Source organism: Streptomyces sp. NPDC052682, from assembly GCF_040678435.1.
Taxonomy (GTDB): Bacteria; Actinomycetota; Actinomycetes; order Streptomycetales; family Streptomycetaceae; genus Streptomyces.
The window spans coordinates 1-22,058 of record NZ_JBFATS010000009.1 but is presented as its reverse complement, the minus strand read 5'-3'; the positions used below and the strand labels follow the sequence as shown (position 1 = coordinate 22,058).

Annotated in this window: 13 protein-coding genes and 1 pseudogene; 8 read left to right on the top strand and 6 right to left on the bottom strand. The window is 72.4% G+C overall.

Translation table 11 applies throughout. From position 1 onward, the window contains the following. The first annotated feature begins 30 nt into the window (after positions 1-30). The 3 genes from AB0K80_RS15815 (at position 31) to AB0K80_RS15805 (ending at position 3,379) form a co-directional block, all read left to right on the top strand. Positions 31-510, top strand: coding sequence for an NUDIX domain-containing protein (locus tag AB0K80_RS15815; protein WP_365669755.1), 480 nt, complete (start codon positions 31-33; stop codon positions 508-510). 54 nt (positions 511-564) lie between these two features. Then, entirely contained in the window at positions 565-1,365 is an 801-nt protein-coding gene (locus tag AB0K80_RS15810; protein ID WP_365669753.1) for a 3-hydroxybutyrate dehydrogenase, read from the top strand. A gap of 76 nt (positions 1,366-1,441) precedes the next feature. Continuing rightward, positions 1,442-3,379 (top strand): GAF domain-containing protein, encoded by a 1,938-nt coding sequence (locus AB0K80_RS15805; RefSeq protein WP_365669751.1) that lies wholly within the window; start codon positions 1,442-1,444, stop codon positions 3,377-3,379. Between the two features lie 39 nt (positions 3,380-3,418). On the opposite strand, the gene AB0K80_RS15800 is transcribed toward AB0K80_RS15805, so the two are convergent. Together AB0K80_RS15800 and AB0K80_RS15795 are read right to left on the bottom strand one after the other, a co-directional pair. Further along, entirely contained in the window at positions 3,419-4,804 is a 1,386-nt protein-coding gene (locus tag AB0K80_RS15800) for an MFS transporter (protein ID WP_365669749.1), read from the bottom strand. A gap of 161 nt (positions 4,805-4,965) precedes the next feature. Beyond that, the gene (locus AB0K80_RS15795; protein WP_365669747.1) at positions 4,966-7,389 is read right to left on the bottom strand and encodes a SpoIIE family protein phosphatase; all 2,424 of its coding nucleotides are present in this window, start codon (positions 7,387-7,389) and stop codon (positions 4,966-4,968) included. 338 nt (positions 7,390-7,727) lie between these two features. Here AB0K80_RS15795 and AB0K80_RS15790 point away from each other — a divergent pair, with 338 nt between their 5' ends. Both AB0K80_RS15790 and AB0K80_RS15785 read left to right on the top strand, forming a co-directional pair. Then, positions 7,728-8,420: a FadR/GntR family transcriptional regulator gene (locus AB0K80_RS15790; RefSeq protein ID WP_365669745.1), complete on the top strand. Its 693-nt coding sequence runs from the start codon at positions 7,728-7,730 to the stop codon at positions 8,418-8,420. Positions 8,421-8,610: 190 nt separating this feature from the next. Beyond that, on the top strand, positions 8,611-11,043 hold the full coding sequence (locus tag AB0K80_RS15785; RefSeq protein WP_365669743.1) for a SpoIIE family protein phosphatase: 2,433 nt from the start codon (positions 8,611-8,613) through the stop codon (positions 11,041-11,043). A gap of 12 nt (positions 11,044-11,055) precedes the next feature. Here the strand turns inward: AB0K80_RS15785 and AB0K80_RS15780 are convergent, their stop codons facing one another. After that, entirely contained in the window at positions 11,056-11,643 is a 588-nt protein-coding gene (locus AB0K80_RS15780; RefSeq protein WP_365669742.1) for a TetR/AcrR family transcriptional regulator, read from the bottom strand. Positions 11,644-11,878: 235 nt separating this feature from the next. On the opposite strand from AB0K80_RS15780, the gene AB0K80_RS15775 reads away from it, so the two are divergent. Together AB0K80_RS15775 and AB0K80_RS15770 are read left to right on the top strand one after the other, a co-directional pair. Next, positions 11,879-15,100 (top strand): cytochrome P450, encoded by a 3,222-nt coding sequence (locus tag AB0K80_RS15775; RefSeq protein ID WP_365669741.1) that lies wholly within the window; start codon positions 11,879-11,881, stop codon positions 15,098-15,100. A 197-nt stretch (positions 15,101-15,297) separates the two neighbouring features. Next, entirely contained in the window at positions 15,298-16,503 is a 1,206-nt protein-coding gene (locus AB0K80_RS15770; protein ID WP_365669739.1) for an MFS transporter, read from the top strand. A 41-nt stretch (positions 16,504-16,544) separates the two neighbouring features. On the opposite strand, the gene AB0K80_RS15765 is transcribed toward AB0K80_RS15770, so the two are convergent. From AB0K80_RS15765 to AB0K80_RS15755, 3 genes are all read right to left on the bottom strand, one after another. Continuing rightward, positions 16,545-17,486, bottom strand: a complete 942-nt coding sequence (locus tag AB0K80_RS15765; protein WP_365669737.1) for an expansin EXLX1 family cellulose-binding protein — start codon at positions 17,484-17,486, stop codon at positions 16,545-16,547. Between the two features lie 124 nt (positions 17,487-17,610). Continuing rightward, entirely contained in the window at positions 17,611-19,641 is a 2,031-nt protein-coding gene (locus AB0K80_RS15760; protein ID WP_365669735.1) for a non-reducing end alpha-L-arabinofuranosidase family hydrolase, read from the bottom strand. A gap of 55 nt (positions 19,642-19,696) precedes the next feature. After that, positions 19,697-21,325, bottom strand: a complete 1,629-nt coding sequence (locus AB0K80_RS15755; protein WP_365670279.1) for a glycoside hydrolase 43 family protein — start codon at positions 21,323-21,325, stop codon at positions 19,697-19,699. Between the two features lie 425 nt (positions 21,326-21,750). Here AB0K80_RS15755 and AB0K80_RS15750 point away from each other — a divergent pair. After that, a pseudogene (locus AB0K80_RS15750) lies at positions 21,751-22,058 on the top strand (alpha-galactosidase); the annotation flags it as partial.

Sequence of the window (22,058 nt, the reverse complement as noted above, 5' to 3'; positions counted from 1 at the left end):
CGGCCGGAGGGGCCCGTTAGGGTCTACGCCATGGCCACTCCCGACTTCATCCGCACCCTCCGCGCGTCCGCCGGTCATCAGCTGCTGTGGCTCCCCGGGGTCACCGCCCTCGTCTTCGACGACGAGGACAGAGTGCTGCTGAACCGCCGGTCGGACACCGGCAGGTGGTCGGTGATCGGCGGTATCCCGGACCGGGGGGAACAGCCCGCCGCGTGCGCCGTGCGGGAGGTCGAGGAGGAGACGGGGGTACGGTGCGTCGCCGAACGCGTCGTCCTCGTCCAGGCGCTGGACCCAGTGACGTACGCCAACGGCGACACCTGCCAGTACATGGACATCACCTTCCGCTGCCGGGCCGTCGGCGGCGAGGCCCGGGTCAACGACGACGAGTCGCTGGAGGTCGGCTGGTTCGCCGTGGACGCCCTGCCTCCGATGCACGAGTTCGGACTCCTGCGGATCAAGCAGGCGCTGTCGGACGCCCCCACATGGTTCGACCCCACGGGTGCCGACTGAACTATGGTGCGTGACCACATGGGGCGGGGGAGGGGTCCTGCCTAGGGTCGAGGCATGACCGCGCCCCCCGCCCTTCCGGCCCCTCACACCTCCCGGCTCGATCTCCAGGGCCGTACCGCACTCGTCACCGGCGCCGCCGGCGGCATCGGTCGCGCCTGCGTGCTGCGGCTCGCCGCGGCCGGGGCCAAGGTCAGAGCGGTCGACCGGGACGCCGAGGGCCTGGAGGCACTCGCCGGACAGGCCCGGGACCTGCCCGGCACCGTGGAACCGCACCGGCTCGACCTCACCGACCTGGACGCCGCCGAACTGGCCGCCGCCGGGACCGACGTCCTGGTCAACAACGCCGGGCTGCAACTGGTGCGGCCCCTGGAGGATTTCCCGCCCGACGTCTTCCACACGGTGCTCACCGTGATGCTGGAGGCCCCGTTCCGGCTCATCCGCGGCGCGCTGCCCCACATGTACGGGCAGGGGTGGGGCCGCATCGTCAATGTGTCGTCCGTCCACGGTCTGCGCGCCTCGGCGTACAAGTCGGCCTATGTGGCCGCCAAACACGGGCTGGAGGGACTGTCCAAGACCGCCGCCCTGGAAGGCGCACCCCACGGAGTCACCTCGAACTGTGTGAACCCCGCCTATGTGCGCACCCCCCTGGTCGAGAAGCAGATCGCCGACCAGGCCCGGGCGCACGGCATTCCCGAGGAGGAAGTGCTGTCCGAGGTCCTGCTGAAGGACAGCGCCGTGAAGCGGCTCATCGAGCCGGAGGAGGTCGCCGAGGCCGTGGCGTACCTGTGCGGCCCGCAGGCGTCCTTCCTCACCGGGACCTCGCTCGTCCTCGACGGCGGCTGGACCGCACACTGATCGTGCACCTGTTCGCCAACGGTGGAGTTGTCCACAGGCCTGACGGGACGGCCGTGCCATGCGGAATCCTGTGACCATGTCCAGCGATCACGTGCAGTCCGCCGAGCGTTCCGCGACCGGTGCCGGGCCGGGCGCCGAGACGCCGTTCCTGGAGCTGCTGGCCCGGGGCGCGTCCGTCGACGCCTACGAGCAGCCGGTGTTGCTCGCCCGTGCCGAAGGGCAGCCGGCCGAGCGGATCGCCGCGCTGGAACGGGCCAAGCTGCTCGCCCTGCGCGTCCGCGCCGAGCTGGAGGGACGGCGCCGCCGCGAGGCCGAGCTGTCCGCGCTGTTCGAAACCGCCCACGACCTGGCCGGACTGCGTGACCTGGACGCCGTGCTGCGGGCCATCGTGCAGCGGGCCCGCTCGCTGCTCGGCACGGACGTCGCCTACCTCAGCCTGAACGACCCGGTGAGGGGCGACACCTACATGCGGGTCACGGAGGGGTCCGTGTCGGCCCGCTTCCAGCAGCTGCGGCTCGGCATGGGGGAGGGGCTCGGCGGCCTGGTCGCCCAGACCGCCCGCCCCTACGTCACCGAGGACTACTTCCGCGACGACCGCTTCCAGCACACCCTCGCCATCGACGCCGGCGTGCGGGACGAGGGCCTGGTGGCGATCCTCGGCGTGCCCCTGATGCTCGGGCACCACGTCATCGGCGTGCTGTTCGCGGCCGACCGGCGCGCCCGCGTCTTCGAACGCGAACAGATCGCCCTGCTCGGTTCCTTCGCCGCCCTCGCCGCGGCCGCCATCGACACCGCGAACCTGCTCACCGAGACCCGCTCCGCGCTGGCCGGCCTGGAGCGGGCCAACGAGATCATCCGCGACCGCAGCGCGGTCATCGAACGCGCCTCCGACGTCCACGACCGGCTCGCCGAACTCGTCCTGCGCGGCGGCGGAGTGCACGACGTGGCCGCCGCGGTCTCCCATGTGCTCGGCGGTGCCGTCGAGTTCACCGAGGCGCCCGCCGCGCCCCCGGACGCCCTGGAGGCCTCCCGCGCGGAGGGCCACGCCGTACGCCACCAGGACGACTGGATCGCCGCCGTCACCGCCGGCGGCGAACTGCTCGGCGCGCTCGTGCTGCGCGGGCACCCCGGGCTCGACCCCGTCGACCAGCGCACCCTCGAACGCGCCGCCATGGTCACCTCGCTGCTGCTGCTCGCCCGCCGCTCCGCAGCCGAGGCCGAACAGCGCGTCCGCGGCGAGCTGCTGGACGACCTCCTCGACGCCCGCGACCGCGACCCCCGCCTGCTGCGCGACCGCGCCGCGCGGCTGCACGCCGACCTCGACGCCACCCATGTCGTCCTCGCCGCCCGCCTGGAGGGCGCCGCCGCCGACGCCGACCAGGAGGCGGACGCCCGCAGACGCCTGTGGGCGGCGGCCTCGCACCTCGCGGCCACCCGGCACGGGCTCGCCGCCGCACGTGACGGCGGCACCGTCCTGCTGCTGCCGCTCCCCCCGGGCGACACCGCCACCGACGTGGCCCGCCGCACCGCCCGGCAGCTGGGCACGGCCGTCCACGAGCCGGTCACCGTCGGCGCCTCCGCCCCCGTGGAGCACCTCGCCCACCGACCCGAGCCGGTGGCCACGGCGTACGCGGAGGCCCGCCGCTGCCTCGACGCCCTGCGCCTGCTGGGCCGCTGCGGGGACGGCGCGGCCGCCGAGGACTTCGGCTTCCTGGGCCTGCTGCTCGCCGGGGACCGGGACATCACGGGCTTCGTCGACCGTACGATCGGCCCGGTCGTCGCCTACGACGCACGGCGCGGCACCGAACTGCTGCGCACCCTCGACGCGTACTTCGCCTGCGGTATGAGCCCCGCCCGCACCAAGGACCGGCTGCACGTGCACGTCAACACGGTCGCCCAGCGCCTGGAACGCGTCGGCCGGCTTCTCGGTGACGACTGGCAGAGCCCGTCCCGTGCCCTGGAGATCCAACTGGCGCTGCGTCTGCACCGGTTGTCGGGATCGGCACAGCGCTGACCCCCGCACGCGCGCCGGCGTGCGGGGGCCGGGGGGCGCTCAGACCGAGTGGGCGTCCGCCGCCCGGTTGGTCGCCGGCTGAGCGTCGTCGCCCGGGGTGACCTCCGCGAGATCCCGGTGCCGGGTCTCCTTGGCCGCCGCCACAGCGACGATCGTCACCAGGGCCGCCGCGATGACGTACAGCGCGATCGGCGTGGCGCTGCCGTAGTCGGACAGCAGGGCGGTGGCGATCAGCGGCGCGGGCGCGCCGGCCGCCACCGAGGCGAACTGGGCGCCGATGGAGGCACCGGAGTAGCGCATCCGCGTCGCGAACATCTCGGAGAAGAAGGCCGCCTGCGGCGCGTACATCGCGCCGTGCAGCACCAGACCCACGGTCACCGCGAGGAGCAGAGCGCCGAAGCCGCCGGTGTCGATGAGCGAGAAGAACGGGAACATCCACAGCCCCACCCCGGCCGCGCCCAGCAGGTACACGGGACGCCGGCCGATCCGGTCGGACAGCGCGCCCCACGCGGGAATCACCGCGAAGTGCACGGCCGAGGCGATCAGCACCGCGTTGAGCGCGGTCTGCTTGGAGACACCGGCCGACGTGGTGGCGTAGACCAGGATGAACGCGGTGATCACGTAGTAGCTGATGTTCTCCGCCATGCGCGCGCCCATCGCGACGAGCACGTCCCGCCAGTGGTGGCGCAGCACGGACACCAGCGGCAGCCGCTCCACCTCCGCGGTCCGGGCCGCCCTGCGGGCCTCCGCCCGTGCCAGCGCCTCCTTGAACACCGGTGACTCGTCGACGGACAGCCGGATCCACAGACCCACGATCACCAGCACCCCGGACAGCAGGAACGGAACGCGCCACCCCCAGGCGCCGAAGGCGTCGTCCGACAGCACGGCGGTCAGCAGCGACAGCACGCCGGTCGCCAGCAACTGCCCCGCCGGGGCGCCGGTCTGCGGCCAGGACGCCCAGAACCCGCGCCGCCGGGCGTCCCCGTGCTCGGACACCAGCAGCACCGCGCCGCCCCACTCGCCGCCGAGCGCGAACCCCTGGACCAGCCGCAGCACGGTCAGCAGCACCGGCGCGGCGGTCCCGATGGTGGCGTGCGTGGGCAGCAGCCCGATGGCGAAGGTCGCCCCGCCCATCAGCAGCAGACTCAGCACCAGCAGCTTCTTGCGCCCGAGCCGGTCACCGTAGTGCCCGAAGACCAGGGCCCCCAGCGGCCGGGCCGCGAAACCCACGGCGTACGTCAGGAACGACAGCAGGGTGCCGACCAGGGGGTCGGAGTCCGGGAAGAACAGCTTGTTGAACACGAGGGCGGCCGCGGAGCCGTACAGGAAGAAGTCGTACCACTCGATGGTGGTGCCGATGAGGCTGGCGGCGACGATGCGCCTGAGGTTCGCGGGGGGTGGGGGAGCGGTGGTTCCGGAGGCCATGTGCGCCACTTCCTCGTGTGCGGTGGGGACGGGTATGTGTTCGCACACGGTAGGAACGCGCACGTCAGCGGCACATGTGGTGGGACTACATAGTTCAAGGGTGAGGTATACGCGGCGCCCCTATGTCGGTGGTGCTGACCGGAGGCCGGGCGGACCCGGTCTCATCGGGGCTCGGGCGGGGCGAGGGGCTGGGCGCACCAGATCGTCTTGCCCTCGGTGCTGTGCCGGGTGCCCCACCCCTCGGTGAGCTGGGCGACCAGCAGCAGGCCACGGCCGCCCTCGTCGAAGGCGCGCGCCCGGCGCAGATGCGGGGCGGTGCTGCTGGCGTCGGAGACCTCGCAGATCAGGGAGGTGTCGCGGATCAACCGCAGCCGGATCGGGGCCTCGCCGTATCTGATCGCGTTGGTGACCAGTTCACTGACGACCAGTTCGGTGACGAACGAGGCCTCCTCCAGGCCCCAGGCGTCCAGCTGGTCGAGGGCGAACTTCCTGGCGCGCGGCACCTGCGCGGGGTCGGGCTCGACGTCCCAGTCGGCGACGTGCTGGGGATCCAGCGCGTGGGTGCGAGCCAGCAGCAGGGCGGCGTCGTCGGTGCGGTGTTCCACCAGCATGGTGTCCATCACCGTGTCGCAGAGCGCCTCCAGGGAGGTGGCCGAACGGTTCAGGACCTGCTGCAGGTCGGCGGCCCCCTGGTCGACGTCGCGCTCGCGGTTCTCGACCAGTCCGTCGGTGTAGAGGGCGAGCAGGCTGCCCTCGGGCAGGTCGAGCTCGGTGGCCTCGAAGGGCAGCCCACCGATGCCGAGCGGCGGCCCCGGCTGCACGGACACCGGGGTCCTGGTCCCGTCCGGGGAGATGACCAGGGGCAGCGGATGGCCCGCGCTCGCCAGCGCGAAGCGGCGGGAGACCGGGTCGTAGACGGTGTACAGACAGGTCGCCCCGAACTCGCCCGTGGGCTGGAAGCCGCTGGTGGGCCGCAGGTCGCTGGACAGGTGGATGACCAGGTCGTCCAGGTGGGTCAGCAGCTCGTCCGGCGGCAGGTCCACATCGGCCAGGGTGCGGACCGCCGTACGCAGCCGGCCCATGCTGGCCGAGGCGTGCAGGCCGTGACCGACGACATCGCCGACGACCAGGGCGACCCGGGTGCCGGACAGCGGGATGACGTCGAACCAGTCGCCCCCCACCTCCGCACCGGTCCCGGCCGGCAGGTAGCGCGAGGCCACCTCGAGCGCCTCCGGGCTGGCCAGCTGCTGCGGCAGGAGGCTGCGCTGCAGGGTCAGCGCGGTCGCGCGTTCACGCGAGTACCGCCGGGCGTTGTCGATCGCGATGGCCGCCTTGGCGGTCAGTTCCTCGGCGAGGATCAGGTCGTCCGCGGTGAAGGCCTCGGGCCGCTCCCTGCGGGAGAACGCGACGACACCCAGCAGCGCGCCGCGCGCCCGGAGCGGCACGGTGATCCGGCAGCTCAGCCCCTGCGCGGCGATGGACGCGTCGATCACCGGGTTGCCCGGCGGCCAGTGCGCCGGGTCGGCGGCGAGCCCGGGCCCGAAGGCCCATTCGCCGCCGGGGCCGGGTTCGGCGGCGAGCTGAACCGTGGACCGGCCCGTGGTCATACAGCGGGCGGCGACGGTACCGGGAGCGTGACCGACCGGCACGGGGTGCCCGGGAGCACCGTCGGGGTCGTCCTGCGCACGGTGCTGGGCGGCCCGGCTGAGCACGATGGTCTCGCCAGGACGGAACGCCGGTGGCAAGGGCGGTTCCTCTCCGCGCAGCACCTCGTCGAAGAGGTCCACGGTGACGAGGTCGGCGAACGCCGGCACCGGGGTCCGGGCCAGTTCCCGGGCCGTGCCGATCACGTCGAGGGTCCGGCCGATGCCGCCGCCGGCCTCGTTCAGGATGAGCAGGCGCTGCCGGGCCCAGTACTCGGCGCTCATGTCGAAGCCCCAGTTGGCGACCGCGCGGACCGTGCCCTGGGCGTCCCGGACGGGCCACACGCTGGTGGCCCAGGCGTTGGCGTAGTCGCTGCCGAGCGGGCGGAAGACGGTGATCAGACGCGCGGGCTCACCCGTCCTCGCCACCTCGGAGAGCTTGTCGGTGTACGTCTTGTCGTCCAGATCGGGGAACATCTCGCGGTACTTCTCACCGAGCACCTGCTCCTCCGAGTGCGCCATCACCCGGCACGCGGCGGCGTTGACCCACAGGAACCGCAGGTCAGGGTCGTAGACGCCGAGAGCGAAGGGGCACTGCTCGAAGGCCCGGTCGGCGATCACCGGGCGGCGGCCCCAGCGCTGGAGGGTCACCACGCGGCCCAGCGCCCGGCCGTCCGGGCCGGACAGCGGCTGACTCGTCACCACGGCGTCCACCGTGTAGCCGTTGCGATGGCGCACGGGGACCGCGTGGTCCGGGGCGCCGCCCTCGCCGTCCGGGAAGCCCGGTGGCGCAGGACCGGCCAGCAGATCGGTCACGGGGCGCCCGACCGTCTCCTCCGCCGTCCAGCCCAGCAGCAGCCGGCCCCCTTCGCTCCAGCCGCTCACCACACCGTCCGGGTCCACCACGGCGGTGGCGATGGGGGCATCGCGCTTACCGGCCATGTCCACACGCGACACCTCCATCCCGGTGGATGCGCCCGTCAGGGGGATACCCGGCGGCAGCTTCCAGACTAGATCCGCTCCCGCGCCACGGCGCCCCGGCCGCCGCGTCCCGCACCGGACGGGTGTCCTGGCGTCGGCCGCCCGGCGAGTTCCCCTCGCCCGCACGCTCCGGCCCTGCGCCCCCAGCTGGTCAACTATCATCGACGTCGCCCTCGCCCACGCGGAGGGCGGACCAGGCCGAGGAAACGGGGAACGCCTGTGATCAGCGCGTCCCGGTCGGCCTGCGGGGCGATCCCCTGGCTCGGGGTGGGGAGGCTCAGGGTGGGGAGGAAAGCGCGGTGTCTCTGACGGACAAGGCCATCGAGCAGATCCGTAAGCTGATCCGGACGGGCGCGCTGCCTCCGGGCTCGAAGCTGCCACCCGAGCCGGATCTGGCCGCCCAGCTGGGACTGTCCCGCAACCTCGCGCGCGAAGCGGTCAAGGCCCTGGCCGTCGCCAGGGTCCTGGAGGTCCGGCGGGGCGACGGCACCTACGTGACCAGCCTCCAGCCGAGCCTGCTCCTGGAGGGACTCGGCGGTGCGGTGGAGCTGCTCCAGGGCGACGCGGTCGCGCTGCAGGACCTGATGGAGGTACGGCGGCTCCTCGAACCGGCCGCCACGGCCCTGGCCGCCACCCGGATGACCGACGAGCAACTCGCCGAAGTGAGGCGGCACCTGGACGCCATGCGTGAGGCGCGCGACGACGTGGAACAGCTCAACGCCCACGACGCGGCCTTCCACCGCGCGGTCGTCTCGGCCACCGGCAACGAGAGCCTCCTCACGCTCCTGGAAGGCATCTCCGGCCGCACCCTGCGCGCCCGCATCTGGCGCGGCCTGGTCGACGACAAGGCCGCGGGCCGCACCCTCGCCGAGCACGAGGCGATCTTCAACGCCCTGTCCACCCGCGACCCCGCCCTGAGCCAGGCCGCCGCGCTGCTGCACGTGAACACCACCGAGCAGTGGCTCAGGGAGCATCTGCGCTCCGGGCACTGAGCGGCCGGTCCCGGGCGTCCGTGACCAAAGCCGCTCGGACGCCCACGCCCCGGCCCCGTCGCGTGGACCGGGGCCGAGACGGCGAGACGGCGTTCGACGCCGGACCGTCGGTTGAGCCGGGTGTGCCGTGGCGGGATGCTGGAGGCAGCGCCGTGCGCGGCGCGACAGGAACGACGTCGGGACACACTCCATGGACAACGAACCCGACACCGCCGCGGGAGCGAGGGGCGCGGAAGCGCCCGAGGACTTCGCCGTCGTCATCGACGCCGGCGGAACCGTGATGGCGTGGAGCGCCGGAGCGGGGCGACTGCTCGGGTACGAGTCCCAGGAGGTGGTCGGCCGTCCCGCCGCCGGCCTCCTCGCCGCGAGGCTGCCCTACGCACTGCGGCACCACCTGGCCGCCGGGGAGCCGTGGACGAGCGATCTGGCGCTGCGGAACCGGCACGGCGACCGGGTCACCGTGCAGCTGAGGGGCACGCCTGTGGCGGTCGCCGACGGCCGGGCCCACTGGGTCGTCACCCCGGCGGCGGTGACGTACCTCTCCGGGCCGACCGACGCCGCGTCGGCGGAGCTGTGGGACCTCGCGCTCGCGCAGCTCCCGTTGCCGGTGGCGGTCTACGACAGCGAGGCACGGTTCGTGACCTGCAACCAGGTGATGAGCCGGGCCATGGGGCTGACGGCGGAGGAGATGAGGGGCCGGACGCTGTGGGAGATCTACCCCGCCCCGCCCCTGGACGAGATCGACCGCCTCCAGCACCAGGTCGTGCGCACCGGCGAGATGATCTTCCGGGAGGAGCAGCCTTTCCGGGCCTCGGGTGAGGTGCGCGATCACGCGTGGTCGCTCTTCCTCTCCCCGCTGAAGGACCAGGCGGGCGCGGTGCTGGGGCTGTCCGCGCTGGTGATCGACATCACCGAGCAGTACTGGGCCCGGCGTCGCCTGGCGGTGCTGAACGACGCGAGCGTGCGCTTCGGCAGCACCCTGGACGTGACCCGGACGGCCGAGGAACTGGCCGAGGTGGCGGTGGCGGGGTTCGCCGACCTCGTCACCGTCGATCTGCTGGAGTCGGTCGTCCAGGGGCACGAGCCGCAACCGGTGCCCCCAGACACCACGGTCGTCTGCCGCCGTACCGCGCAACGGTCGGTGCTCCCGGGGTGCCCCGAACCCGTGGTCCCGGCGGGCGGCACCGACGTCTACCCGCCCGGCTCCCCACCGGCCCAGGCACTGATCACCGGCCGGGCCGCCTCCTACCGGGTGGGCGACCCGCCGCTGCGCGCGTGGGCGACGGCCTCCCCGGCCCGTGCCGAGAGCATCAGACGATTCAAGATCCACTCGGTGATGATGGTGCCGCTGCGCGCCCGGGGCGTCACGCTGGGCGTGATGCACCTGCTGCGGCACCGCACCGCGGATCCCTTCGTCCAGGACGACCTGGTGCTCGCCGAGGAGATCGCCGCCAGGGCGGCGGTGAGCATCGACAACGCCCGCCGCTACACCCGCGAGCACCGCACCGCGCTCACCCTCCAGCGCAGCCTGCTGCCCGCGCGGCTGCCGGAATCGGAGGCGGTGGACCTCGCCTACCGCTACCTCCCCGCCGGTTCGGGGGACGAGATCGGCGGAGACTGGTTCGACGTCATCGCCCTGTCGGGGGGACGGGTCGCGCTGGTGGTGGGTGACGTCGTGGGCCACGGCGTGCACGCCTCGGCCACGATGGGCCGCCTGCGCACCGCCGTACGGACCCTCGCCGACGCCGATTTCACACCGGACGAACTGCTCACCCGGCTGGACGACCTGGTCATCCGTCTCGACCGGGAGGACGGCCCGGAGGCGCGAGGGCAGGCGGAGGGCGCCTCGGGCGAGGTCGGGGCCACCTGCCTCTACGCCGTCTACGACCCGGTTGCCGGCCGATGCGACCTCGCCCGGGCCGGGCATCCCCCGCCCGTCCTGGTCACCCCCGACGGCATCCCGCAGATCCTGGACCTGCCGGCCGGACCCCCACTCGGCCTGGGCGGGCTGCCCTTCGAGGCCGCCCGCGTCGACGTGGCCGAGGGCAGCCTGCTCGCCCTCTACACCGACGGCCTGATCGCGGCCCTCGAACGCGACATCGACGTCGGACTCGACCTGCTGACCGAAGCACTGCGCCGCCCGGCCGCCGACCTGGAGGAAACCTGCGACGAAGTGCTGCGCAAGGTACGGCCCGACCCCGCCGCCGACGACATCGTCCTGCTCCTGGCCCGCACCTCCACCCTCGGCGCCGACCGGGTACGCACCTGGGACCTGCCCGTCGATCCCGCGGCCGTCGCCGGGGTCCGCCGGATGGCGGTCGAACAACTGGCCGCCTGGGGGCTGGCCGAGCTCGACTTCGCCACCGAACTGATCGTCAGCGAACTGGTCACCAACGCCATCCGCTACGGCGATCCCCCCATCCAACTGCGGCTCATCCGTGCCGACGCCCTCATCTGCGAGGTCTCCGACGGCAGCAACACCGCCCCGCATCTGCGGCGGGCCCGGGTCTACGACGAGGGCGGGCGCGGACTGCTGCTCGTCGCCCAGGTCGCCGAGCGCTGGGGCAGCCGCCAGACCTCCGCGGGCAAGACGATCTGGGCGGAACAGCCGCTGCCCGGATGATCTGCCCGGACCTCAGGCCATGGCCAGGACGGCCGAGATCAACGCCCGCAGACAGACCGCCTCGGCCTCCTCGTCCGGCAGTGAGAGGTGTTGCAGCGTCAGTCCGTCGAAGCCCGCGAGGAAGAACCTCGCGATCGTCTCGGCGGGCTGGGCCAATTGATGGCCGGTGCGCGCGGCGGCCTCACTGATCAGCTTCGCCGTCACCGCCGAGATGCCGCTGTAGTGGCTGTGCAGTGCCTCCCTCAGACGGGGCGTACGCAGCGCGAACATGGTCAGCTCGGTGAGGAGCTGGTACGACGCGGGCTGCTCCAGAACGGTGTGCCACAGGGCCTCGGCGAGCGTGACGATGGTCTCCTCGAAGCTCGCGTCCGTGGGCGCGGCCTGCTCCACCTGGGCGACCAGGTCCTCGGTGAGCTGCTCCATGACGGCCCGGTAGAGGTCTTCCTTCGTGCCGAACGTGTAGTGCACGGTCGCCTGCGCCACCCCGAGCTCTGCGGCGATGGCGCGGGTGCTGCCGGCGGCGACGCCCTCCCGGCTCATCAGGTCGATGGCCGCCTTGATCAGTTGGGGGCGGCGCTCCGCCGCGGATACGTGAGCCATGGCGGCATCCTATGCGACTCAGTCTGGTGAACAGGTCACTCGACCAGATCGCGTTCACGCAGGGGCGCCGCCCCGAGCTCTCCTGTGCCCCGGCGCCCGCCCCGGACGTCTCCCGGCCCCGGATAGTTCCGTCACTCGACTGTGTCAACCAACACAGTCAGGCGACATTGTCGGGTGACAAAGTCGTCCGTATGGTTCTGGCCAGGAAAGCCTGCGCCGAACGAAAGGCAAGCCCGTGACCCACGAGACCCTGCGCGGAACCGAGCCGATCCCCCAGCGTCCCGGCCTCCCCCTGGTCGGACACGCCTTCGACATCCCCGCCGGCGCCGACGGTCTGCTCTATGTGATGAAGGAGGCCAGGGAGCTGGGGCCGCTGTTCAAGCTCCGCGTCTTCGGCAACGAGATCAACTTCGCCTCAGGTCTCGACCTGGTCACCGAGCTGGCGGACGAGAGCCGGTTCCGCAAGAACGTGCACCCCGACCTGGTGATCCTCCGGGAGATCGGGGGCGACGGGCTCTTCACCGCGTACAACGACGAGCCCAACTGGCGCAAGGCGCACGACGTCCTGATGCCGGCGTTCTCCCTCGGCGCGATGCGCGGCTACCACGCGACGATGCTCAGGGTCGCCCACGCGCTGCTCGGCAAGTGGGACCGGGCCGCCGGCACGGAGCCCGTGGACGTCGCCGACGACATGACACGGCTGACGTTCGACACGATCGGCCTGTGCGGTTTCGGCTACGACTTCGAGTCGTTCAGCCGCGCGGAGCCGCACCCCTTCGTCACCGCCCTGTCGCGCGCGCTCGCCTTCGCCCAGGCCAAGGGGGAGGCCGTCCCCGGCACGGAGCTGTTCAGATGGCGGCAGGCCGAGCGGTTCCGCGCCGACGTCCAGCTGATGAAGGACCTGGTCGACGACGTGATCCGGGAGCGCCGGGCCCGCGGGGACCAGAGCACCGGTGACCTGCTCGGGAGGATGCTGCACACCCCCGACCCCGTCACGGGCGAGCCACTGGACGACGTCAACATCCGCTACCAGGCGATCACCTTCCTCATCGCCGGCCACGAGACCACCAGCGGCGCCCTGTCGTTCGCGCTGTACTACCTGACCAAGCACCCGGAGGTGCTCGCCCGCGCCCAGGCCGAGGTCGACGCCCTGTGGGGCGACACGGACGCCCCCGAGCCGGACTACGGGGACATCGGCAGGCTGACGTACATCCGCCAGGTGCTCAACGAGAGCCTGCGCCTGTGGCCCACGGCCCCCGCGTATGCCGTGGAGCCGCTGGAGGACACCGTCATCGGCGGGAAGTATGCCGTGCGCAAGGGCGAGTCGATCCAGGTGCTCATCCCGCAGCTGCACCGGGACCCCGCCTGGGGCGAGAACGTCGAGCTGTTCGACCCCGACCGGTTCCTGCCCGAGCGGGAGGAGGAGCGCCCGGTCCACCTGTTCAAGCCGTTCGGCAACGGTGAACGCGCCTGTATCGGCCGTCAGTTCGCGCTGCACGAGGCGACGCTGGTGCTCGCTCTGGTGGTCCACCGCTACCGCCTGATCGACCACACCGACTACCAGCTGAAGATCAAGCAGTCGCTCACCCTCAAGCCCGACGGGTTCACCCTGCACCTGGCCCGGCGCACCAGCGCGGAGCGCCGCCTGCCCACCGCCGCGGCCGGCGCCGCGCGCAGCGCTCCCGCCGGCCGCGACCGGCCCGCCGTCCGCCGCGCCACCGGCACCACGCTGACCCTCCTGCACGGCTCCAACCTGGGCACCTGCGCCGGCATCGCACACGACCTGGCGGCGGACGCCGACGAGCGCGGCTTCGCCCCGTCCGTCGCTCCCCTCGACGACGCCGTGGGCAAACTCGCCGCGGGCGACGGACCGGTGGTCATCGTGTGCGCCTCCTACAACGGCAGGCCCACCGACGACGCCGCGGACTTCGTCGCGTGGCTGGAGGGCCTGGAGCCCGGCGCGCTCGACGGCCTGAAGTACGCCGTGCTCGGCGTCGGTGACCGCAACTGGGCCGCCACCTACCAGCGCGTCCCCACCCTCATCGACGACAAGCTCACCGCCGCGGGCGCCACGTCACTGCTCGAACGCGGCGCAGCGGACGCCTCCGGCGACTTCGCCGGCACCGTCGACCGCTGGACCGGCGACCTGTGGAGCACCCTGCTGGAGCGGTACGGAACCGTCGGAGAGGAACGGGAAGCCGACTCGCCCGCCGAGCAGGAGGGGGGACTGTACGAACTCGAGGACGCGACCGACTCCGTGACCGGGGGGCTCGCCGCACGGCACGGCGTGCAGCCGATGGAGGTGCTCGACGCGTACGAACTGGTCGACATGCGCCACGGGCTGGGCCGCTCCAAGCGATTCCTGCGGCTGCGGCTGCCCGACGGCGTCACCTACCGCACCGGCGACCACCTGGCGGTCCTCCCTCGCAATCCCGACGGCCTCGTGCAGCGGGTGGCCGACCGCTTCGGGCTCGACCTGGACCGTACGGTCCGGCTGCGGACCCGCCGCCGCAGCCGGGGCGCCCTGCCCGTCGACCGGCCGCTGACCCTGCGCCGCCTGCTGACCGACTTCGTGGAACTGCAGGACGCCGCCACCCGGGAGCAGGTCGCCGTGCTCGCCGAGCACACCGCCTGCCCGCCCGAGAAGCGGCCCCTGACCGCACTCGCGGCGGCTGCCCCGGAGGCCTTCGACGCGCAGGTGACCGCCGCCGGACGCAGCGTCCTGGACCTGCTGGAGCGCTACCGCGCCTGCGAGCTGCCCTTCGAGAGCTTCCTGGAGATGCTGCCCGTCCTGCGCCCGCGCCACTACTCGATCTCCTCGTCCGCAGAAGCTGCCCCCGGGGAGGTGGACCTGATGGTGTCGCTGCTCGCCGCGCCCCACCGTGGCGGCGAGGGCCTCTTCCGCGGCATCGCCTCGCACTACCTCCAGACGGTGCACGCGGGCGACACCGTCCAGGCCAGGGTGCTGCCCTGCAGTGAGGCCTTCCGCCTGCCGCGGGACGCGTCGGTGCCGGTGATCCTGGTCAGCGCGGGCACCGGTCTGGCGCCCTTCCGCGGCGCGGTCCTCGACCGCCACCACACCCGGTCCACCGGAACGCTGCTGTGCTACTTCGGCTGCGACCATCCCGACGTCGACTACCTCCACCGAGCGGAACTCGAGGCGGCCGAGGCGGCCGGAGCCGTCAGCATGCGGCCCGCCTTCTCCCGCGCCCCCGTGGACGGGGCCCGCTTCGTCCAGGACCGCATCGCGAAGGAGAGCGACGAGGTCTGGGCGGTGCTGGAGGCCGGCGGACGTGTCTACGTCTGCGGGGACGGCCGTCGCATGGCTCCGGCGGTGCGGGAGGCGTTCATGGCGATCTACCGCAGGCACACGGGCGCGGACGACGAGGAGGCCACCGCCTGGCTGGCCGCGCTGATCGAGTCGGGTCACTACGTCGAGGACGTCTGGGCCGGCTGACCGCCCCCCGTCGCGGTGGCGGACGTCCACCGCACCGCACATCCCCGATCGACGGGCCGCCGGCGTCCGACACCTGTGGCCCCTTACCCGTAACACGGCTCATGCCCCCTGACTCGTGAGGCTCTCATGCTTGTTGCACGCTCGGCGCACCGTCCAGGCAGTCCGGTAGACCCCAACTCCTCGCCGAGGAGCGGCCGGTGACCGTGCGCGGCGGCTCCGCCCGGTCCTTCGGCGTGGCCGTGGCGCTCATCGCCGGCATCACCCTCGGCAACGGCGGGGCGAACGTGATGCCCGTGTTCGTCGACGACTTCGCGTCCCGCTTCGGGCTGTCGGAATCCGGCGCCGGGCTGGTGGCCGCGAGCCAGCTGCTGGCGACGGCGGTGGTGACGCTGCTGCTGGCCGAACGGGCCGCACGGCCGGGGCGGGTGCGGATGACCCGCTTCGGGCTGGCCCTCTCGGGAGCCGGATTCCTGGGAGCAACAGCGGCGAGCAGCCCGGTGACCCTGGTCCTGGCCAACCTGGTCCTCGGCGCGGGACTCGGCGCGGTCTACGCGGCGGGCACCGCGGCGCTCGCCGCCACCGACGACGCCGACAAGGCGTCCGCCGTCACCATCACCGGCACGGTCGCTGTGACGGCACTGCTGATCATGGGGGTGCCCGCAGCCGACCACGGCCTCGGTCCGGGCACCGGCTTCCTGCTCATGGCGCTGTGCTGCCTCCTCGCCTGGCCGCTGACACGCCGGCTCCCCGACGGCCCCGCCGTCCCCTCGGCACCGGAGGCGGGCCCCGCCGGCAGAACGAAGAGGACCGCGGCCAGGCCGTCGGTGGTCCTGCTCCTGGGGGCCGCGCTCCTGTGGGCCGTCACCCAGGGCGCGTGGTCGTACGCCTCGGTCCTGGGACGCCGGCACACCGGGATGTCCCCGTCAGCCGTGTCGGCCGTCCTCGCGGTCTCCAGCGTCGTGGCGCTCGCCGGAGCGGTGGCGGGCCCCGTGGCGGCGCGGCGCTTCGGGCGGATGCGGTCGATGGCCGTCTTCGTCACCGCGCAGGCCCTCGCGATGGCGGCCCTGGTCCTCACCCACGACCCCGTGTTCTTCACCGTCGCGGCCGTGCTCTGGCAGACCTGCCAACTCGCCGTCCTGGTACAGATGCTGGCCGCCGCGGCGCTCATCGACCCGACCGGACGCCTGGTCGCCTCCCTCAGCGGCGCGGCCGCCCTGGGCACCGGCACCGGACCGCCGGCCGTCGGTGCCGTCCTGGACGCCGCCGGGGCGGACATCCTCGGCCTGGCCCTGGCGCTGGGCACCTTCGTCGCCTCGCTGCCGCTGCTGCGGATGACGGTCGCCGGCACGCAGGCAGCGGCGGAGCGCGGACTCACGCCCCCCTCCGCCGCGGAGACCGGGTGACTCGTCGGCCCCGGCCGCACCAACCCCACTGCGCGGCGGCGTCAGTGTCGGGCGAACTGGAGCCGGGTGGGCTGCACGACGTCCGGCCGCACCGCCATGCCGTCGATCGTCAGCCGCTCCCCGTAGATGTCGGTGAGTCTGATCGCGCTGCCGCACCCGCTGCCGTCGGCGGAGACGAAGTAGTTGTAGGAGGTGCGGGGCAGCTGCCGCCAGCCGGCCGCGGTACGGACCTCCAGTTCGGCGACCGGGTTGCGGTGGCCGATCGCCTGCAGGGCGCACCAGTGGGAGCTGGAGCCGGTCTTGTACCGGATGGAGATCGTGTCGGAGGTGCTGGGGCTCACCAGGCTCCAGGTGATGGGGATCCGGCCCACCTTCAGGTCGGCGAGTTCGGCGAACGCCTGCCGGCTGAGGTCGAGTTGTCCCGGTGCGCAGGGCAGCGGGCACTCGTTGGTGATCCGCACCGTGACGGACTTGCCGTTGGCCGCGCGGACGAGCACGTACGCGCCGCACGCCCTGGACGTCTCGTAGTCGGTGGTGTTCATGGCCGCGATCATGAGGTCGGGGCTCGGGCCGAACAGGCAGGCGCCGTTTCCGTCCCCGGCGTCGTAGGCGGTGGCGACGCCCTGGTAGGTGGTGTGCGGCTGGAGCCGCCCGGCCCGCGGGGTCGTGGCGGGCTCGGGCCGGGGCCGCGGGGTGCCGGTGGGGGACGGTCGTGCCGCGGCGGTGGTCGCGGCGCTCGTCGGGGTGGGGGAGCCGGTCGGGCTCGCGGTCGCGGCCGGGCTGCTCGTCCGGCTCGCGGCGGTGGCTCGCGCGTGGGGGGTGGCGAGGGGCGTCGCCGCGGCAGGCTGTGGATCGGCGGGGTGACCGGGGAGCAACGCCATGACCAGGCAGGCGAGCACGCCCGCGGTGATCAGGGCCGTGGCGCCCAGCAGAAGCCTGCGCCTGTGCCTGCGCTGCCGTGCGGCCTGCCTAGGTGTGTTCATGTCCTGTCCGTTCGCGGAATCGGGCCGATGGTGCACCCCTGAGTTGCCGCAGGAGACACAAAGGTTGCCGGCGAAGTCGCACAGGACGTGCGTGGGCCCCGCCCGAGCGGCGGGGCCCACCGGTTCAGCAGGTGGAGTTGGTCTGGGTCAGCAGGCCCAGCCGCCACGGCAGGCTGTCGTAGTCACCGCCGGCGTTGGGGTCCTTGCCCTGGTACAGGTACTGCAGCCGGCAGGCCGGGATGGTGAGCGTCTGGTCGTAGCCCGCGCGGATCATCTCGCCGTGACTGATGTCCCGGCTCCAGGTACCGGAGGGGAACGTCACGTTGCTCGACTTGGCGAACGGATTGCTCTCGGACGCGGCCAGCGGCGACCACGAGCCGGCCAGGCTGCTCGACGTCCAGGAGCGGAAATAGCGCCGGCCGTCCGAGCCGATGGCCTCGACGAGCAGCAGGTACTGGTTGCTGCCCTGCACCTTGTAGACGTTGCTCGCTTCGAACAGGGCGTACTTGTTGGAGTCCTGGGCCGCGATGACCGTGTTGGTGAAGCCGTTGGGGAACTGGCCGACGGTCGTCTGGGAGCGGTACAGGTGGCCGTTGTCGTCGGAGGAGAACAGGTAGCAGTTGGCGCTGTCGCAGATCACCCACATGTCGACCCAGAAGCCGTTGCCGATGTTCCGCCGGATGATGTCCGGCATCGACGAGTAGAAGTTGCGCGGGGCGCTCCACCCGTTGGGGTTGCTGATGTCGGGGTTGGTGGAGTACGACGCGTTGCCGGTCTGGTAGACGAGGTACCACAGGCGCTGCGGCGCGTAGTAGAACACCTGCGGCGCGGCCCGGTACCCCTGCCCGATGGCGGTGCGGTCGAGGTAGTGGTGGGTGGCCGACCCGGCCTGCGACCAGTCACTGAAGCTCAGGTACACCAGGTTGTACCCGGAGGAGCTGGCGGTGCTCGCGAACACGTGGTACTTGCCGTTGTAGTAGACGACCGACGGGTCCTTGATCCCGGCGATCCTGTGGGTCGCGTCCGGCTTGGGGGAGATCAGTGGCCCGCTGGAGCTCCAGCGGAAGGAGGAGGGGAGCGCGGCGGCGGACCGGGCCGAGCGGGCGTCCGTGCGCTGTGCCGCGGCCCTGCCGCCCAACGCGGTGAGCGCTGCCTGGTAGGCGGGCTTCTTGTTGCCGCCCCGGTCGAACAGCAGCGGGTTCTCCCCGCTGCGCCAGGAGTCGCTGTCGCGGATGCCCCAGACGGTGATGCCGGTGCAGCGCGCCACGTTCATACAGGCCCGTACCGTGTTCGCGTACGCGGTCGGCGGCGCCTGCGCGATGTCCAGCTCGGTGATCTGCACGTCCACGCCGAGGGCGGCGAAGTTCGACAGCGTCGTCTGGAAGCTGGACGGTGGTCCGCCCGCCCCGAAGTGGGCCTGGAAGCCGACGCAGTCGATGGGCACGCCGCGCGCCTTGAAGTCGCGCACCATGCGGTAGACGCCCTGGGTCTTGGCGTCGCTCCAGTTCTCGATGTTGTAGTCGTTGTAGCAGAGCTTGGCCGACGGGTCGGCCGACCGCGCGGTGCGGAACGCCTGCTCGACGAAGCCGGTGCCCAGCACGTCCCGGAAGACGGAGCCGCGCATCTGGCCGCTGCCGCCGTCGGCGAAGGCCTCGTTGACCACGTCCCAGGCGAAGACCTTGCCCTTGTAGTGGTTCATCACCTGGGTGATGTGGTTGTTCATCACGCCGCGCAGCGTGTTGGCGTCCCTGATGGACTTGACCCAGTCGGGCAGTTGCTGGTGCCAGACCAGGGTGTGGCCGCGCAGACGCTGCCCGCGCGCCGCGGCCCGGTTCGCGATCTGGTCGCCGGCGCCGAAGGTGAACGAGCCGCGGGACCGCTCGGTCGCGTCCCACTTCATCTCGTTCTCGGGCGTGACCGAGTTGAACTCCCGGTCCAGGATCGAGGTGTACGTGCCGTCGCCGAGCCGTCCGGCGGCCACGGCGGCCCCGAAGTACCGCCCGGACTGGGCCGCCTGGGCACCCAGCGTGGAGGCGCGGACGGCGTCGGGTGCGGCGTTCGCGGCGGTCGCCGCGACGGGTGTCACGAGGGCGGTCGCCGCCAGCAGCGATAACACCGAGGCTCGGCGACGGCCGAGCCGCTTCAGCGGGTTCATGGTTCTCCTCGTACGGTGGTGTGGGGGGTTGCGCTGTGCGATCGGTCGGACGGGATCAGGGCGTCGACAGCTCGAACCGCAGGACGCGGACCGCGCCGCCGAGCGCCTGCGTGGCGTGGTTGAAGAGGGCGAACCGGTAGCCCATGAAGAACCGCCAGTCGTTGCCCAGCGGGAAGACGGGACCGAGGCGGGTGAAGGTGGTCCCGTCGGTGCTGTAGGAGAAGGTGGCGGTACGGGCCGCGCCGGGGCGGATGTCCGCGCTCGCGCGCAGCCAGATCCGGCCGCCGGAGACGGGCGCGCTCGCGGCCTCGGTGCCGGTGCCGGTGGTGTTCCAGTTGCCGTCCATGGTCAGCCCGTTGACCATCACCACCCGCGTCGCACCGCCGTCGCGCTTGACGCCGATCCAGGCGGAGGAGTCGCGCAGCAGCGCGAGTCCAGCCCGGTCGCCGTCCCGCATCGCCGAGAAGTCGAACTGTGCCGTGGCGGTGGAGGTGGGTCCCTGGATGCGGTGGGTCAGGGTGTTGCGGGCGTTGTACAGGTCGTTGGTGACGGTCGCGGTCCGCAGGGTCAGGCCGTTGCCCGCCGACCACCTGGTGTTGTCCGGGTTGTGGTTCCACTCCCACCGCGGGCTGAGGGCCGGGCCCGCGAAGGTGTCCACGCCGATCAGGGGGGTGACCTGGCGGGGCGGAGGGGGCACGGCCGGGCTGGGGTACGAGGTGCCCCAGGCGCCGTTCACCAGCTGGACGACGGGCCAGCCGTCCGAGGTCCAGGTGACGGGCGCGAGGACGGGCATCCGGCCGCCGGGATACGCGTCCACGAAGGCCATGTAGTACCAGGCGCCGTCCTGCGTCTGCACCAGTCCGCCCTGGTGCGGGACGCCGCCGCCGGGGATCGGCCCGCGCAGGTCGAGCAGGACCTGCCGCAGCGTGTACGGACCGAAGGGGCCGCCCGACGACTTCAGGATGTACTGGCCGTTGGCGGGGCGGGTCAGGAAGATGTAGTACTTCCCGTTGATCTTGTAGAAGCGGGAGCCCTCGAGGGTGCCGATACTCGGCGGGGTGCTGAACACCTGCTGTGTGCGGACCTGGCTGCGCCCGTCGGGCGAGAGCTGGGCCACGCTGATGGTGGTGTTCCCGTACGCCACGTACAGGGTGTCGTCGCTGTCCACCAGCAGTCCGGCGTCGTAGTAGGGCGTGCCGATCGTCGTCAGCCTGCTCCACGGCCCCTCGACGGCGGTGGCGGTGTAGACGTACGTCCGGGCGAAGTCGATCTGGCCGAGCCAGTAGAACGTCCTGTTGCTCGGACGGTAGGCCAGCGACGACGCCCAGATCCCCCGGACATAGCCCCGGCCCCCGTTCAGGTCGTACTTGGCGCCGAAGTCCAGGACGGGCACCGAGTGACCGGCGATCTCCCAGTTCACCAGGTCGTACGAGCGCAGCACGGGCGCGCCCGGCGAGTAGTGCATGGTCGAGGCGGAGGCGTAGTAGGTGCCGCCGACGCGGATGACGTCGATGTCCGCGAAGTCCTGCCAGATCACCGGGTTCGTGTACGAGGCGGCGGCCGGCCCCCGGGCGGCGGCGGAAGCGGCGCCGGCGCCCGTCAGAGCCAGGAAGATGCCGGTGACCAGGCCGCCGGCGGCGGTCAGCGCCTGGCGGCGGTCCAGCGGTTGTCGAGGCCATGACATATCCACGTGTCGGTCTCTCTGTGCGGCAGCGGGTGGGGGTCCTGCTCGTTCGAGACTGCGAACACTGACTGACGTGTCGAGCATCCAGGATGATAGGAGGCTCACACATCCCGTCAATGCCCCTCGCAGGATTCGCTTTTCACATCGAAATGTTTCGGCGACGGAGCGGTTCGAGGGGTGCGGGGCGCAGGTCCGGGCGGTGTTGACATGCTCAGGACTCCCTCTAGCATCCGTGGAAGGCCGCGATCCGAAAGTGGACCGAAATTTCGAACTGCCGGTTCGTGCCGCACCGACGGCACAGACCGGCTCCGGGCAAACGTCATCCGCTGTCTGTCCACGGCCCGCCGACGCATCACCCATGCGCCGAGCCGCTCGCCTGCGCCGTCCGCGCAGTCCAAGGCGCCCTCCCCGAAAGGAGCCCCACGGTGCCCCTCCCTCTCGGCAGACGACTGCTCCGTGTCGTCGCAGCCACCGCACTGGCGGTCGCCGCGTCCGTCACGGCCTCTGCCCACTCCACCGCCACGGCCGCTCCCGGCAGCCCCGCGCTCACTCCGCCCCTGGGCTGGAACAGCTGGAACAGCTTCGGGTGCGGGATCACCGAGGCGCAGGTCCGCCAGGCCGCCGACGCGATGGTGTCGTCCGGCATGCGGGACGCCGGCTACCGGTACGTGGTGGTCGACGACTGCTGGTTCGACCCGCAGCGTGACGCGGCCGGCAACCTGCGGGCCAACCC

Coding starts and splice junctions, on each gene's coding strand:
- AB0K80_RS15815 (WP_365669755.1), top strand. CDS start 31: ATGGCCACTCCCGACTTCATCCGCACCCTCCGCGCGTCCGCCGGTCAT.
- AB0K80_RS15810 (WP_365669753.1), top strand. CDS start 565: ATGACCGCGCCCCCCGCCCTTCCGGCCCCTCACACCTCCCGGCTCGAT.
- AB0K80_RS15805 (WP_365669751.1), top strand. CDS start 1,442: ATGTCCAGCGATCACGTGCAGTCCGCCGAGCGTTCCGCGACCGGTGCC.
- AB0K80_RS15800 (WP_365669749.1), bottom strand. CDS start 4,804: ATGGCCTCCGGAACCACCGCTCCCCCACCCCCCGCGAACCTCAGGCGC.
- AB0K80_RS15795 (WP_365669747.1), bottom strand. CDS start 7,389: ATGGCCGGTAAGCGCGATGCCCCCATCGCCACCGCCGTGGTGGACCCG.
- AB0K80_RS15785 (WP_365669743.1), top strand. CDS start 8,611: ATGGACAACGAACCCGACACCGCCGCGGGAGCGAGGGGCGCGGAAGCG.
- AB0K80_RS15780 (WP_365669742.1), bottom strand. CDS start 11,643: ATGGCTCACGTATCCGCGGCGGAGCGCCGCCCCCAACTGATCAAGGCG.
- AB0K80_RS15765 (WP_365669737.1), bottom strand. CDS start 17,486: ATGAACACACCTAGGCAGGCCGCACGGCAGCGCAGGCACAGGCGCAGG.
- AB0K80_RS15760 (WP_365669735.1), bottom strand. CDS start 19,641: ATGAACCCGCTGAAGCGGCTCGGCCGTCGCCGAGCCTCGGTGTTATCG.
- AB0K80_RS15755 (WP_365670279.1), bottom strand. CDS start 21,325: ATGTCATGGCCTCGACAACCGCTGGACCGCCGCCAGGCGCTGACCGCC.